Annotated in this window: 12 protein-coding genes and 1 tRNA gene; 5 read left to right on the top strand and 8 right to left on the bottom strand. The window is 66.1% G+C overall.

From position 1 onward, the window contains the following. Positions 1-35: 35 nt before the first annotated feature. Both ygfZ and FCT00_RS01405 read left to right on the top strand, forming a co-directional pair. Positions 36-785 (top strand): CAF17-like 4Fe-4S cluster assembly/insertion protein YgfZ, encoded by a 750-nt coding sequence (gene ygfZ, locus FCT00_RS01400; protein WP_138421554.1) that lies wholly within the window; start codon positions 36-38, stop codon positions 783-785. Further along, the gene (locus tag FCT00_RS01405) at positions 773-1,579 is read left to right on the top strand and encodes a fructosamine kinase family protein (RefSeq protein WP_138421555.1); all 807 of its coding nucleotides are present in this window, start codon (positions 773-775) and stop codon (positions 1,577-1,579) included. The genes ygfZ and FCT00_RS01405 overlap by 13 nt, the downstream gene beginning before the upstream one ends. Before the next feature lie 56 nt (positions 1,580-1,635). Here FCT00_RS01405 and efp read toward each other — a convergent pair whose 3' ends face one another. Further along, positions 1,636-2,199 (bottom strand): elongation factor P, encoded by a 564-nt coding sequence (gene efp, locus FCT00_RS01410; protein ID WP_008334727.1) that lies wholly within the window; start codon positions 2,197-2,199, stop codon positions 1,636-1,638. Positions 2,200-2,417: 218 nt separating this feature from the next. Here efp and FCT00_RS01415 point away from each other — a divergent pair, with 218 nt between their 5' ends. After that, the gene (locus tag FCT00_RS01415; protein WP_008334725.1) at positions 2,418-2,738 is read left to right on the top strand and encodes a DUF6280 family protein; all 321 of its coding nucleotides are present in this window, start codon (positions 2,418-2,420) and stop codon (positions 2,736-2,738) included. Between the two features lie 60 nt (positions 2,739-2,798). On the opposite strand, the gene FCT00_RS01420 is transcribed toward FCT00_RS01415, so the two are convergent. Next, a complete protein-coding gene (locus tag FCT00_RS01420) occupies positions 2,799-3,476 on the bottom strand; it encodes an aquaporin (protein WP_138421556.1) in 678 nt (225 codons plus the stop codon). Beyond that, entirely contained in the window at positions 3,473-4,327 is an 855-nt protein-coding gene (locus tag FCT00_RS01425; protein WP_138421557.1) for an arsenate reductase/protein-tyrosine-phosphatase family protein, read from the bottom strand. The genes FCT00_RS01420 and FCT00_RS01425 overlap by 4 nt, the downstream gene beginning before the upstream one ends. Before the next feature lie 83 nt (positions 4,328-4,410). Here FCT00_RS01425 and FCT00_RS01430 point away from each other — a divergent pair, with 83 nt between their 5' ends. Then, positions 4,411-5,859, top strand: a complete 1,449-nt coding sequence (locus tag FCT00_RS01430) for a cobyric acid synthase (RefSeq protein WP_138421558.1) — start codon at positions 4,411-4,413, stop codon at positions 5,857-5,859. Positions 5,860-5,885: 26 nt separating this feature from the next. On the opposite strand, the gene FCT00_RS01435 is transcribed toward FCT00_RS01430, so the two are convergent. From FCT00_RS01435 to FCT00_RS01445, 3 genes are all read right to left on the bottom strand, one after another. After that, positions 5,886-6,869: a hypothetical protein gene (locus FCT00_RS01435; protein WP_138421559.1), complete on the bottom strand. Its 984-nt coding sequence runs from the start codon at positions 6,867-6,869 to the stop codon at positions 5,886-5,888. 111 nt (positions 6,870-6,980) lie between these two features. Continuing rightward, positions 6,981-8,441, bottom strand: a complete 1,461-nt coding sequence (locus FCT00_RS01440) for a TolC family outer membrane protein (protein WP_138421560.1) — start codon at positions 8,439-8,441, stop codon at positions 6,981-6,983. 30 nt (positions 8,442-8,471) lie between these two features. Beyond that, positions 8,472-9,125 (bottom strand): protein-L-isoaspartate O-methyltransferase family protein, encoded by a 654-nt coding sequence (locus tag FCT00_RS01445; RefSeq protein WP_138421561.1) that lies wholly within the window; start codon positions 9,123-9,125, stop codon positions 8,472-8,474. 156 nt (positions 9,126-9,281) lie between these two features. Between FCT00_RS01445 and FCT00_RS01450 the strand changes: the two genes are divergently transcribed. Beyond that, positions 9,282-9,355 (top strand) — tRNA-Cys (locus tag FCT00_RS01450). Positions 9,356-9,489: 134 nt separating this feature from the next. Here the strand turns inward: FCT00_RS01450 and FCT00_RS01455 are convergent. Then, entirely contained in the window at positions 9,490-12,900 is a 3,411-nt protein-coding gene (locus FCT00_RS01455) for a CHAT domain-containing tetratricopeptide repeat protein (RefSeq protein ID WP_138421562.1), read from the bottom strand. Then, positions 12,887-13,909 (bottom strand): S1 family serine peptidase, encoded by a 1,023-nt coding sequence (locus FCT00_RS01460; RefSeq protein ID WP_138421563.1) that lies wholly within the window; start codon positions 13,907-13,909, stop codon positions 12,887-12,889. Before FCT00_RS01460 ends, FCT00_RS01455 begins: the two co-directional genes overlap by 14 nt. Positions 13,910-13,923 lie beyond the last annotated feature (14 nt).

A 13,923-nucleotide genomic window follows, 5' to 3' on the forward strand; every position in this document is an offset into this window, starting at 1 on the left:
GCCTATATTAACCGCAACACCGACAGGGGAAAGCGATGACCGGGGAAACCCATGAAAACCGGAAGATTTTCAGGATCACCGGCGCCGACCGCGTGAAATTTCTGGACAATCTCGTCACCAACAACGTCAAACCCGGCGGCATTGCCTATGCCGCGCTTCAGACGCCGCAGGGCAAGTATATCGCCGATTTCTTCATGGTCGATGTGGGCGACGCGCTGCTCATCGACGTGGACAGCGACCTTGCCCAGACGCTGGGCCAGCGGCTGACGATGTACAAGCTGCGCGCCGATGTGCAGATCGAGCCGACCGAGCTATTCGCGCTGCGCGGGCGCAAGGATATGCCCGAGGGTGCCTTCCCCGACCCGCGCCACGCGGCGCTTGGCTGGCGGCTTTATTCCGACACGCCCGGCGACGCCCCCACAACGGACTGGGAGGCGCTGCGGGTCGAGTTGAACGTGCCCGCCTCTGGCGCGGAGCTGACGCCGGACACCTTCATTCTGGAAGCCGGTTTCGACCGGCTGAACGGCGTGGATTTCAAGAAAGGGTGCTTCGTCGGGCAGGAAGTCACCGCGCGTATGAAACACAAGACGGAACTGCGCAAAGGGTTCGTGACCGTGGCGGTCGACGGCGAGGCCGAACCGGGGACCGAGATCACGACCGACGACGGGAAACCGGCGGGTGTGCTCCACACCCGTGCGGGCGACCGGGCCATCGCGTATCTGCGGTTCGACCGGGCCGAGCGGCCGATGGCCGCCGGTGACGCGACCGTCACATGGACGCGCTAGACCACGCGGTCCTCGACCTGACCGGCGACCGCATTGCGGCCCGCCGACCCCTTCATGGCGGCGATCTGTCGGCGGTCACCCTCGTCACGCTACAAGGCGGCGGACGCGTCGTCGCCAAGTCCGGCCCGCTGGTGGATCGCGAGGCGCGGATGCTCACCGCGATGGCCGAAACCGGCGCGCCCGTGCCCGATGTGGTCGGGGTCGCGCGAAACATTCTGTTGATCGAAGCACTGGACGAAGGCGCACCCCAGCCGACCGCCTGGGCGAAGGCGGGTGAGGCGCTTGCTCAGATGCATGGCGCGACCGGCGCGAACTATGGCTGGAATGAGGACTACGCCTTCGGCAACGTCGAAATTTCGAATTCCGAAACGACGGACTGGCCCGATTTCTGGGCCTCGCGCCGCCTGCTTGCCCATGCGCCCTATCTGCCCGGCGGGGTCGCGCCGCGATTGGCAAATCTGGCCGAACGTCTTCCGCATCTTCTGCCGGCCGCGCCGCGCCCTGCCCTGCTGCATGGCGACCTGTGGACCGGCAACCTGCTTTTCGGACCCGAGGGCGGCGTCCATTTTATCGACCCGGCGTGCTATTACGGCGACCGCGAGGTCGACCTTGCCATGCTTCACCTGTTCGGAAGCCCCGGTCGCGGGTTCGACGAGGCCTATGGACCGCTCGAACCGGGATGGGAAACGCGGCGCACGGTCTACACGCTCTGGCCGGCTCTCGTGCACCTCAGACTGTTCGGCGCCAGTTATCGCGGCATGGTCGACAGGCTGCTGAAAGAACTGGGCGTCTGAACGCAAAACGGCCCCGGAGGGTGCCGGGGCCGCTCAATTCCGTGCATTCCGTCGCGTCAGGCGCGCTCGGAATATTCCATGGTTTCAGTGTTCACGATGATCGCTTCACCCTGACCGACGAAGGGCGGCACGGTGATGCGCACGCCATTGTCGAGCAGCGCGGGCTTGAAGCTGTTGGCGGCGGTCTGACCTTTGACGACCGGCTCGGTCTCTTCGATGGTGCAGGTCACTTTCTGCGGCAGGGTCGCGTTCAGCGCCTCGGTATCGTGGAACTCGACCACGATGGTCATGCCGTCCTGAAGGAACGGGCGACGGTCGCCGAGGATCTCGGCCGGAAGCTCGACCTGATCGAAGGTCTCGGTGTCCATGAAGGTCAGCATCCCGTCGGATTCATACAGGAATTGCATGTCTTTCTGCTCAAGACGCACGCGCTCGACCTTGTCGGCAGAGCGGAACCGTTCGTTAAGCTTTGACCCGTTACGAAGGTTGCGAAGTTCGACCTGAGCGAAGGCGCCGCCCTTGCCGGGCTTCACATGATCGACTTTCACGGCGGCCCAAAGACCGTCGTTGTGCTCCAGCACGTTACCGGGACGAATTTCGTTTCCGTTGATTTTGGGCATGTGGCGAAACCGTGGCAAAAGGTTGACGAAGATTTGGCGGCACCTATATCCGGGGGACTGGCTGCCTGCAAGCCGACTAGAATTAGTGTGTCCTCATGGCAAGGTATGCGCTATACGCATGGCAGCCATGCGCTGAGGTCCATATCGAATCGGATACAAAACCGCATATTGGCCAGCACGCCAGCAAGTGCAAGACAAGAACAACAAAAGGACTGGGAATGCTCGACAACGTCGACGGTACTGCCTTCAATCATGAACAAGGGAACCGGGCACGCAAACTGTTTGCGGCGGTGGTTCTTGCCGCGCTCGATGACGCGATCGCGGATGACAAGAAATACGGCAATGGTCCTGAGCAGATCGCCCGCTGGGCCCGCTCGCGCGATGGGCGCGAAGTGTTGTCCTGCGCCGGCATCGACCCGAACGAACGCGTCGTCTCGGGACTGATGGAATTCGTGGGCAAAGGTGTGCGCACCTCGGTCGCCCTCTCGCGTGAAGAGAGTGAGCGTCGCCACGCTGCGGAAGCTGCCGAAGCCGCCTGATCCGAACGATCATCGGCTACGAGAAAAGCGCGTCCCTGGGGGGGCGCGCTTTTCTGTTTGTCACACGGCGTTCGCGCGGGGCCGGTCCGCCAAGAGCCATCCGAACAGTGCCACCGCGATCAGGCTGCCCGTGCATTGGGCCACCACGAAACCCGGCAGATCGACCGGGCGGATGCCCGCGAAGGTATCGGTCAGACTGCGCGCAATCGCGACGGCGGGGTTGGCGAAAGATGTCGACGCCGTGAACCAGTAGCCCGCGGATATGTAAAGTCCGACCAGCGCGGGGACGGCATCGGGCCGGGCCCTGAGCCCGCCGAGGATCGCCATGAGAAGCCCGAAGGTCGCCACGACCTCGGCCAGCCATTGCGGCGGGCCTGCGCGCACCTGTGTCGCCACCTGCACGAGGTGCAGCTCGAACATCGCATGGGCCAGAACCGTCCCGACGATCCCGCCCGCGATCTGGACCGCGACATAGGCCCCGGCAAGTTTCGGGTCGATCCCGCCGCGCACCAGAAAGGCCAACGTTACCGCCGGGTTGAAATGCGCGCCGGACACCGGGCCGAGGACGGTGATGAGCACGACGAGGATCGCGCCGGTTGCCAGCGTGTTCCCGATCAGCGCGACCGCATCATCCGGGCTCAACGCGTCGGCCATGATCCCCGAGCCGACCACGGTCGCGACCAGAAGCGCGGTTCCCAGCGCCTCGGCCACAAGCTTGCGTGGCACGTCGGGCGTCACGTGGCGCGCTCCTCGGCCCCCATGCCTCCGATATCGTCGAGTTCACGCTTGAGCGACAGGCTGTCCAGTGCTTCGAGCGGCAGGGCGGTGAAGGCCAGAATGCGATTGCGCAGCATCCGGTATGCGTCGGAGAAGGCCAGCCGCTTTTCGGCTTCGTTGCCCTGTGCCCCGACCGGGTCCGGGACCCCCCAATGCGCGCTCATCGGCTGGCCGGGCCACACCGGGCAGGTGGCCCCCGCCGCCTTGTCGCAGACGGTGAACACGAAATCCATTTCCGGCGCCTCGGCCAGCCCGAACTCGTCCCAGCTTTTCGAGCGCAGGCCGGACACGTCGTGGCCCAGCGTCTTGAGCAGGTCGATGGTGTAGGGATGGGGGCCGGATTTCGGCTCGGCCCCGGCGGAAAAGGCGCGGAACTTGTCACCCGCCTCGGCGTTCAGGATCGTCTCGGCGATCAGCGAGCGCGCCGAATTGCCGTGGCACAAAAACAGCACGTTCTTCTTGTCGGTCATGGCATAGCCCTCCATTCGACCCAGCTCGCTCGGTCGGCCCGGCGCACATAGCTCCGGCTGCCCCCCGCAGCACTCATCCAGCAGGAACCCGGCGAGCCCCTGAACCGCCACGAGGTCGGCGGCATAGCGCACCCCCCGCCCCTCGCGGCGCGACACCAAAAGCCCAGCATCGCGCAATTGGGCGAGGTTGGTCGACATGGTGTTCTGCTTGGCCCCCATCGCTTCGGCGATCTCACCGGCAAGCAGGCCTTGTGGACCTGCCGCGACGATAAGGCGGAACGCGTCGAGGCGAAGCGGCTGCGACAGGGCGGCAAAGGCGGTTGTGGCGCGGGCTGTATCCATATTTCTGGATTTCCCGATATTTTGATTCCTGTCAAGCGATTCTACATGCTTCCCCTTGCGCCGAGGACGCGCTAACCGGGGGTATGGCAAAGGCGATCATGATCCAGGGCGCGGGCTCGAACGTGGGCAAGTCGATGCTCGTCGCGAGTCTGGCACGCGCTGCGGTCCGGCGCGGCATATCGGTCGCGCCGTTCAAGCCGCAGAATATGTCGAACAACGCCGCCGTCACCGTCGACGGGGGGGAGATCGGGCGGGCGCAGGCCTTGCAGGCAAGGGCCGCGCGCCGCGATCCGGTGGTCGACATGAACCCCGTGCTCCTCAAGCCCGAAACCGACACGGGGGCGCAGGTGATCGTGCAGGGACAGCGTCTTGCCACCGTCAAGGCGCGTGATTATGGGCGGATGAAGGGCGACCTGATGCCCCGCGTGCTGGACAGCTTTCAGCGTCTGCGGGCCGATGTGGATCTTGTGCTGGTCGAAGGGGCGGGCAGCCCGGCGGAGGTGAACCTGCGGGCGGGCGACATCGCCAACATGGGCTTTGCCGAAGCCGCCGACGTGCCCGTCGTGCTGGCGGGCGACATCGACCGGGGCGGCGTGATCGCGCAACTGGTCGGCACCCATGCCGTCCTGCCCGCGTCCGACCGCGACCGGATCGTCGCGTTCCTCATCAATAAGTTCCGGGGTGACCCGACGCTGTTCGACGATGGGCTGGTCGAGATCACGCGGCACACGGGATGGCCGTCGCTGGGCGTGGTGCCGTGGTTCGCCGAGGCGTGGCGTCTGCCTGCCGAGGATATCATGGACCTCGCCTCCCCCCGCCCCGGCGGAACCTTCAAGGTCGTGGTGCCGCGCCTGAACCGCATCGCGAATTTCGACGATCTTGACCCGTTGGCGGCCGAACCGGGCGTCACGGTCGAGATCATAGCGGCGGGAACACCCCTGCCCGGCGACGCCGACCTCGTCCTGATCCCCGGCTCGAAATCCACGATCGCGGACCTTGCCCATTTCCGGGCGCAGGGTTGGGACATCGACCTTGCCGCCCACATCCGGCGCGGTGGTCACGTTCTGGGCCTCTGCGGCGGGTATCAGATGCTTGGGCGGCGGATCGTGGACGCAGACGGGATCGAAGGTCCGCCGGGGGAGGTCGAGGGGCTGGGGCACCTCGACGTGGTCACGACACTGGAGCCGGAAAAACGCCTTGCGCTCACCGAGGCGGTCGACCGCGAAAGCGGGATCGGTCTGACGGGCTACGAAATCCATCTGGGCAAGACCGAGGGGCCCGACACGTCGCGCGGCTGGCTGATCGTGTCAGGAAACGCCGAGGGCGCCGCCGATGCGACGGGCCGGGTTCGCGGGTCATACCTGCATGGAATGTTCGATTCAGACGCGTTCCGCCGGGTTTTTCTGGCGAGACTCGGGGCGCCGACATCGGAAATGTCCTACGGCGCAGCGGTAGACGCGACGTTGGATGCGCTGGCCGATCACCTCGAAACGCATCTCGACGTCAGCGCCCTCTTCGCGCTGGCGCGTTGATCCCTACCTCGAAAGGATGACGTCGTTCAGTCGAAATCCTTGAGCGCAATAGCGCGTGCGATTTCACGGCGGACCATGCGGCGCAGATTGCGCGTGATGCGCTCGCCCATCGTGCCTTGCAGTTCCTCGCGAACCAGCCGTCCGACGATTTCGCGCAGCATGTCCTCGTCGATCACCATGTCGTCGGCGGTGTTTTCGCCGATCTCATAGTCGCCCATGACCTGCTCTGGTTCCGCCGCATAGGGCGCATCGTAATCGTCTTCGTCCTCGTCGATATCGGGCACCGCATAGGCCGTGGGCGTGTCATCGACATCCTCCCACTCCTGCACGTCGATCTCGGCGGCCTCGGCAACGCCCATCGGGTCGGGGTCCGGCAGATCGACCTCCGGCTCCTCGTCCACGGGCTCTGCGTGGTCCGGTTCGTCGAAACGCGGTCCTGCGGCGGCCCCGGCGTGGCGGAAGATCACGGTCGCCGGAGCGTCCTGCTCTTCCGAGCCATCGGGTTCCCAATCCTGCGTCGTGCTGTCGGTCACCACGGATTCCAGTTCCGCGATCCGGTCTTCGAGCGACGAGACGAGTTCGTCCTCATCGTTCAATTCGACGAACCCGGCCTCGGGCACATCGTCCTCGACCGGCTGGCTTTCATCGGACGACAAAGCCACCTCCGGCTCGTCCCAGTCCTCATCCGTGTCCTGGTCCACCGGCTCGGGTGCGGCGGACACGGCACGCTGAACGAGCGATTCGACCGAAGCCATCGGTTTTTCCACAGGCTGCGATGTGTCGGCCTCGGCCGTTTCGTTCCCTTGCGCATCGGCCATATCCGCCGGGTCCGCCTTGTCCGTCGCGACGGGATCGGCCACCGTATCGACGCGGAAAGCCGGTGTAAGCACGAGTTTTCCGACCGGCTCACGACGACGTTCCTCACGCCGCGGCGCACCGCTTTCCGACACGAGCCGGCGCACTGCGGACAGCACGTCTTCGATTTCAGCGTTGGTTACCGGTTCCGACATGGATTCGTTCTGCCTCGATCAGCCTCGGCCCCAAGAATACCCACCCGACGCCCTTCGGGCAATCCGCTGGACGGCATTAACCCATGCTTCAGTTAGGAAACCCTTAAAAACTCAGCGTTTTCCCAGAGCTTCCAGAATGTGCTCGAGTTTTTCGCCCTGCGGGCTGACCACGCGCAACGGCGCGTCCTGCACGGCGTTGTAGTAAGCCGACGGGTCATACGTAGCGATCCCCAGCCGCAGATGCTCGGCAGTCAGAAGGCCCATGGCAGCAAGCAGGTTGTAGATCGCGGCGTATTGGTCGGAGCGGGCCTGAATCTGGCTCGCAAGCGCGTCGAGCAATTCCTGCTCGGCGTTCAGCACGTCGAGCGTCGTGCGCGCACCCAGCGTCGCCTCTTCCCGCGCGCCCCGCAGGGCCACCCGGCTCGCCCGGATCTGACGGTCGGTGGCCTGAAGGCTCGCACTCGCGATCGACAGTTGCGCCCAGGCGTTGCCGACCGTCTGTTCGATGCCCTGCACGGTCACGAGCAATGCGGCCCGCGATGCTTCGGACTGTGCCAGCGCCTGCCGATAGAGGGCGGACAGGCGACCCCCGGAATAGATCGGGCCGGACAGCGTGAGGCCGCCGGAGACACCCGCCGAATTGCGGTTCGACGTCGTCGTTCCGACAGGTGCCGGGGCATAGGTCGTCGTCGTGCTGACGCCGGTCTGCGCCGTCACGTTCGCGGTAAGCGTCGGCATCGTGCTGAGTTTGGACAGTTCCACCGACATGTCCGAAATGCTCACCGCCCGCTGCGAGGCGAGGATATCAGGATGACGCCCGCGCGCCTGCGCCTTGGCAGCCTCAACCGTCGACGGGATGCTAGGCGGTGCCGGCGGGGGCGACAGACGACCGGGGTAATGCCCCGTCGCGGCCTTGTAAGCCTCACGCGCGACCATCAGGTTGCCTTGTGCCGAGGCTTCCGCCGCCCGCGCGGCCGCAAGGCGGGCTTCGGCCAGCGAAACGTCGGTCTGGGTGATCTCGCCCACTTCGAACCGGTCCCGCGCGGCGCGCAACTCCTGCGTAATGAGACGCACCGAATTGGCCTGAAGCGCCACGGATTCGTTGGCGGACAGCACGTTGAGATACGCGGTCACGGCGTTCAGCAGCACGTTCTGCTCGACCCCGACCAGCGCCTCGCGCGCCATCATGACGTTTTCGCGCGCGATCTCGATCCGCTTGTCGGTCGCGCCGAAATCGAACAGCAGAAGCTGCGCCGACAGGGCCAGCGTGCCGCTCCACGTCTCGGACGGGAGGCCGGTGGGCGACGTGCGGCGCAGATCGGGATCGCTATACCCGAGGTTGGTCTGGGCGGAATAGGAGATGACAGGGCGCAACGCGGACACGGCGACCGCGACGTTTTCGTCCTCGGCACGCAGAAGCGCGCGCTGCTGTGTCAGCAGGCCCGAGGTCTTGTAGGCCGAGACCATCGCATCCGACAGCGTTTCGGCCCCGGCGGCCAGCGGCGACAAGGCAACCGTCATGGCCGCGAGCGACCCCGCCACCCGTTGCTTCAGCGTCAGCTTCTGTGTCATCCGGTGCCCGTCCCTGTTCTGGTCATCGCGTCAGAGCGCGAAATCCTTGGTTTTGGTGAACCCCGGCAGGACCTGCGCGGAGGCGTTGAAGGCGAACCGCCAGTTCACGGCTCCGTCAATCTTGTACCCCACCTTCACGATTCCAAGGTTGCCCTCGGTAAAAAGTGCGGCGATGCGACCATTTTCACGCAGTTGATCGGTCAACGTCGCGGGAAGCGTTTCCACCGCACCTTCGATCAGAATGACGTCGTAGGGACCGTGTTTGGCCGCGCCATCGACCAAAGGCGCCTTAATGACGGCGACATTGTCGACACCGTCCGAGGCCAGACGGCCCTCTGCCTCGCCCGCCAGCCCGTCGTCCTCTTCGACAGCCACGACGAAATCGGCAAGCCGCGCCAGAACCGCGGCACCGTAGCCCAGCCCGGCCCCGACCGTCAGGACGAGCTCGGTGGGTTGGATCGACAGGGCATCGAGGATTTTCGCGAAACTGCGCGGCTCGAGCATCACACGCCCGGGCGCCAGTTCGATCTGGGTTTCGGTATAGGCCGCCTCGCGCTGGTCGTCCGGCACGAAGTCCTCGCGGGGGACGGTCAGCATGGCGTCGATGATCGGATATTTGGTGACGTCGGAGGGGCGGACTTGCGTATCCACCATCATCGTCCGGCGGGTCTGAAAATCGCTCATGGGATCCCGTCCTGTGTGGCGCTTCGGCTTGGCCAAGGTCTTGCCACAGAACCCCGGGGGCCGCAACGGTGCGCGACCCTTCGGCAGCCCGCGCGCTCCCCTCCCGTTACCCCCTTGCACCACGCCGCCCCTTGGGCTATCTCCCCCGCACCCTTCGGCGAGTTGGCGGAGTGGTGACGCAGCGGATTGCAAATCCGTGTACACCGGTTCGATTCCGGTACTCGCCTCCAATACCTCCCCACGAACTGCCCGGTCCCCCGCCCCTGACCGCCTCGAATGGCCAGTTCTCACAATCCCCGCAAGCGAAGCGCGACGCATGATCGTTTGCGCCCTACCCCCAGAAGCGGCGCTTGCTGCGATCCCCTCACCCGCCGATGATCGCGAAAGGCGCCCAATACGCGGGGTGGCGTTCGAAATCTGTTTGCGCGCCGTCCAACATGTCGAGCACGGTTTCGCGCAGGGCTTCGGCGTTGGAAAGGTCGGGCTTGGCTGCGATCCGGGTGGCGATGCCGGATCCGACGCGGGCGGAGGCGTCGCTGAAGACGGACCAGTGGGTCACCATCAACGCGCGGGCACCGGCGTGGAAGAAACTGCCGGCGAGGCCCGACAGGCCCTCCTGCCCCGGGTTTTCGCCCGCGGCCGTGTTGCAGGCCGACAGGATCACGAGACGCGCGTTCAAGTCGAGCGTCGCGATTTCCGCGGATGTGAGGAGGCCGTCGTCCGTCACGCCGGGCGCATCGGGCGGGGTCAGGAGGAGGCCGGGCGCAATCGCTCCGGCCTCACCGGAGATCAGGCCGTGGGTCGCGAAGGCGACCACGCCATAACGCGCAAGCGCGCCTTCCCGGTCGAGGCGTTTCAACGTCGTCTCGGTGGCGGCAGGTCCGAGGATCAGGTCGCCCCCGCCGAAAGCATCCTGCATCGCCTCAAGCTCGCAGCGCGTGTCCGGCAGGCGGGCATACGCGCGCAGGGCTTGCGGGTCCGCAAGGCGCAGACCGCCTGTGTCGAACCCCAGAACCGTCCCATTCGATGATTGTCCGCCGCGCAGTAGCCCCAAGCCGACTTCGGCGCAGTCAATGTCCGCGTCCGCGCCGACGATGGGGTCACCGATACCCAGAAAGCCCTCGGTCTGATCCTCATGCGGCGCCCGAAGCGTCGAAAGGGCGGGGATCGACGGCAGGACCGAGATCGCGTGCTCGCGAACAAGCCATGGCGCGGAGGCGAGGTCATGCGGCCCCGGCGCCCAGACCAGCGCGGAGAAGGGCAGGTTCAGAAGGTCGCCGGGCGGCGCGATGATAAGGTGATCGGCCCCGTTCAGAACGTCTTGGACGCCGCCGAAGAGATCGGCGTAAAGGCCGTAGGCGACGTTCCAATCGAAGACGGGGGTCGCCGGCTCTGCATTTTCGTCCAGCGACAGCATGGCGCCGCGCACCGTGGCGCTGCCGGTCGTAACGCCACATGCGCCGTCGCTGACGGCCATTTCACACCTGAAGGCGGCGACTCGCGCGACAAGGCTGCCGCGCCCCGCTTCGGCGATGGGGGCGATCCGCACCTCGTCCCGCGCGATCGCGATCACCTTGTTCGAGCTTTGGCCGAGCCCCGGCACCGCGTCGGGTTTCAGGCCCGGAAGCAGGAAGGTGACGAGGACTTCGCCGGGTGTCAGCAAAGCCTGAATGTCAGCGACCGTCAGCGGCGTGATCGGGGCCTGCCCGGTGAGGGCCAGCCCGGCATCGGCCAGCGCGGCCTCGGTCCGCGATAGCGCGTCCGACAGCGCGGCCTGCCGTTCGAGATGCGGGGCCGGGTCTTCACCTTGCGCATAGGCGGTCGTCAGGGCCGAGCGGGAGCGGGTCAGGGCCTCGACCACGTCCTGCCGCGCCCGGATCGCAACGGCCTGCGCCGGGTCTTCGATCATCATGCGTGCGTTCATCTGGTCCACGGCTTCGGCGGCGCGGTTGACCTGCGTCCATTGAACGGCCGCCAATGCCGCGTCGATGTCATCAGGGGGCGGGTCATCTCGATCGAGCAGAAGCCAGGCGTAGATGTCGAAGGTCCAGCGGTTCGCCCGGAGTTCGTCGCGGTTCTCCGGCGCGCGGTAGGCGGCGACGGTGCGGGCCGCGAAGGTCCGGGCCGCGTCACGATTCCCCCGCATGACGGCATCGACCGCCTGCCGGAAGGCGATTTCGGCAGCCAGCGGTGCGGTCGGCGGCAGCGCCTGTGCCGCGATGACCTGAGCCTCGGCCAGAAGGTCGAGCGCGATGTCGGAACGCCCCAGAACCATCAATTGATCGGCGGCGTTGTGAAGTTTCTGCGCCCGATCTGCATGGACATCGGGATAGCCGCGGCGCACCAGGTCGACCCAGTGCAGGGTCGCCGCGACGCCATCCTGCCCGGTCGCGGCGGCGAGATAGGCGTCGATCTCGGCGATCTCGACCTGTTGCCGCAGGTCTTGCGCGTCGCCAAGACCCGCCGCGCGGGCCTCACCCAGCAGCGCGTCCGCCTCCCCCCGCAGCGCCGTCGCCGCCTCGATGTCTCCGGTTTCGAGCGCCAGTTTGGCCCGGTTGGTGGCCAGCACCGAACGGTCGAAGGGCGCGAACGGCGCCATCCCGGCGGCAAGGTCGGCGTTGTAGGACACCTCGGCCTGTTCATAGAGCGCGCGCGATTGGTCATAGGCCCCGATCTGCCATGCGTTGTTGGCAAGGTCTTCCAGCAACAAGGTCCGCTCGCCCATCGCGGCACGTCCGCCTTCGGGATAAGCCAAAGCCTCCTGCAAGGTCGCCGCCGCACGGGCGTAAAGGCCAAGGCGGCTTTCCGCATCCGCCCGTTCCCGAAGCGCGACACCGATGCGGGGATCGTTCGCGGAATAGACGATCCGCGCCAGCGCGACCGCGAGTTCGGCATAGCCAAGCTGAACCGCGCTGCGTTCCGCATGTTCACCGCGTCGCGTGCGCTCAAGAATATTTACCGCGATCTCGGTCAGGCTTTCGCGCTCGTCCTCGGTCATCGTGCCGACGCCTGCCCAGAGCGTCAGGGCATCCGCCGCTTCGCCGAAATTCTCGGCCTCGTAGTGCATGTAGAACTTGGTCCAGAGGGCGCTGTGGGCGAACTCCTCGGCCAGTCGGGGTTGTGCGGTTTCGACGAGCAGGATGCGCGTGTCGATCAGCGCGGCGACCGCCGCGATGTCGCCCTCGGCTTCCAGCGCCAACTGCCGGTCGTAAAACGCGTCGATGCCATGCGCGCTGGTCCAGCCCCCGGTCACCGCCACCATTTCGCGGTAGTAGCCGAGCATCTCGACATACCGTTCGAGGTCGAAGGCAAGATCGCCGGCCGCGCTGGCCGCGAAACCATGCGCGGGCGTGTCACGTGTGGTCTGCATCATCCGGCGCAGCATCTCGGTCGCGGGTCCGGCGCCGTCGCTCCGGCCCAGCACTTGTGCGCGTTGAAGAAAAGCGGTGCCCAGCACCCCCGGGTCGTCGATCTCATGCCCCTCGCCGAAAGCCACGGCCCGCACGCTCAGGTCATCGGCCCTTGGGGCGTCAGCCTGCCCCATGACCAGAAAGGTCAGGTTGTTGAGCGCGAGAAGATAGGCCGTCGGATTGGCCTCGGCCACATCCGGTGGCGCCGCCACGGCGTCCTCGGTCAGAGACAGGGCCGTTTCGACATCGCCCGCGCCATAGGCCGCGATGGCCTGCGCGTTCAGGGCGTCGAGGTCCTGAGCCGCCGCGGGAAGCGCGAGAAGAACCGCAAGCGCGACGGCCAGTGCCGACCTAGCCTTCGACATGCCCCGCGATCCAATCGAAGTAGTTCGACAGGCGGGTGTAGACGGCATAGAGGTTCGGATGGGCGCACCGATGTTCGGCATCCAGCGCCTCGCGCCCCCAGCTGACGATGCCGACCTGCACCCATGTTCCATCGGTCGCCTGCATCATCAGCGGGCCGCCACTGTCGCCGCTGCATGAACTGCGTGCGCCGGATGGAATGCCCGCGCAGATCATGTTCTGCGACAAGGCCGGCCCGATGTTGCTGGCGAGGATCTGGAACGCCTGTTCCAGCGCATCCATCGGGATGTTGTTGATGTCGCCGAGGTCGAGCAGCACGCCGCCCACCTGCTTCCGGGCCTCCTCGGCCATACCGGTATCGCAGGTCGCGTTCGGAACCACGTTGATGTCGGTCTCCATCAGGACCGGGGGAAAGGTGCCGTCGTCGAGCATCCCCCAACCCACGACCATCGCGGGCGCGTTCGGGATCACGGCCCCCTGCGGGATGAGCGGAATCGTATCCGTTCCCGCCCCGCCATAGATCGGCTGTGCAAGCCGGATGAGCGCGATGTCGTTGTCCAGCGTCCAGGGATCGTAGTCCTCGTGCACGACGAATTCGGCGGCGAGGTTCACGTTGCCGTCGTAGATCGAGTTCGAGGCCGAGCGGACCACGAGCGAGTCCGGCGGTTTCACCTGACCGTCCTCGTCCACGAGGCAATGCGCCGCCGTTAGGATCCAGTCCTGCGTGATGATCGTGCCGCCGCAGAGTTCGGACAGGAAGAAGTCGCCGCCGGTTTCGTCGAGCGTGGCGGTGTCGTGCAGCGACACGGCGGCGGGCCATTCGCCCTCGTCCGCCGGGCGCCCGCCGACGATGCGCGTATCGCCGGGTTCGCCCGCTTCGGCCCGCCGGGCGAGGATGTAGTCGCGCAAACTGTCGACACTCCGGGCGCGCTCGCCCCCGTCAAGGCCCTGCGACAGGGCCGGGGCACCAAGCGTCGCAGCGCCGAGTGCAAGGATCAGAAGTCGTTTCAAGGGTCCGTCCTCCT

The organism is Maritimibacter alexandrii (assembly GCF_005871115.1).
GTDB lineage: Bacteria > Pseudomonadota > Alphaproteobacteria > Rhodobacterales > Rhodobacteraceae > Maritimibacter > Maritimibacter alkaliphilus.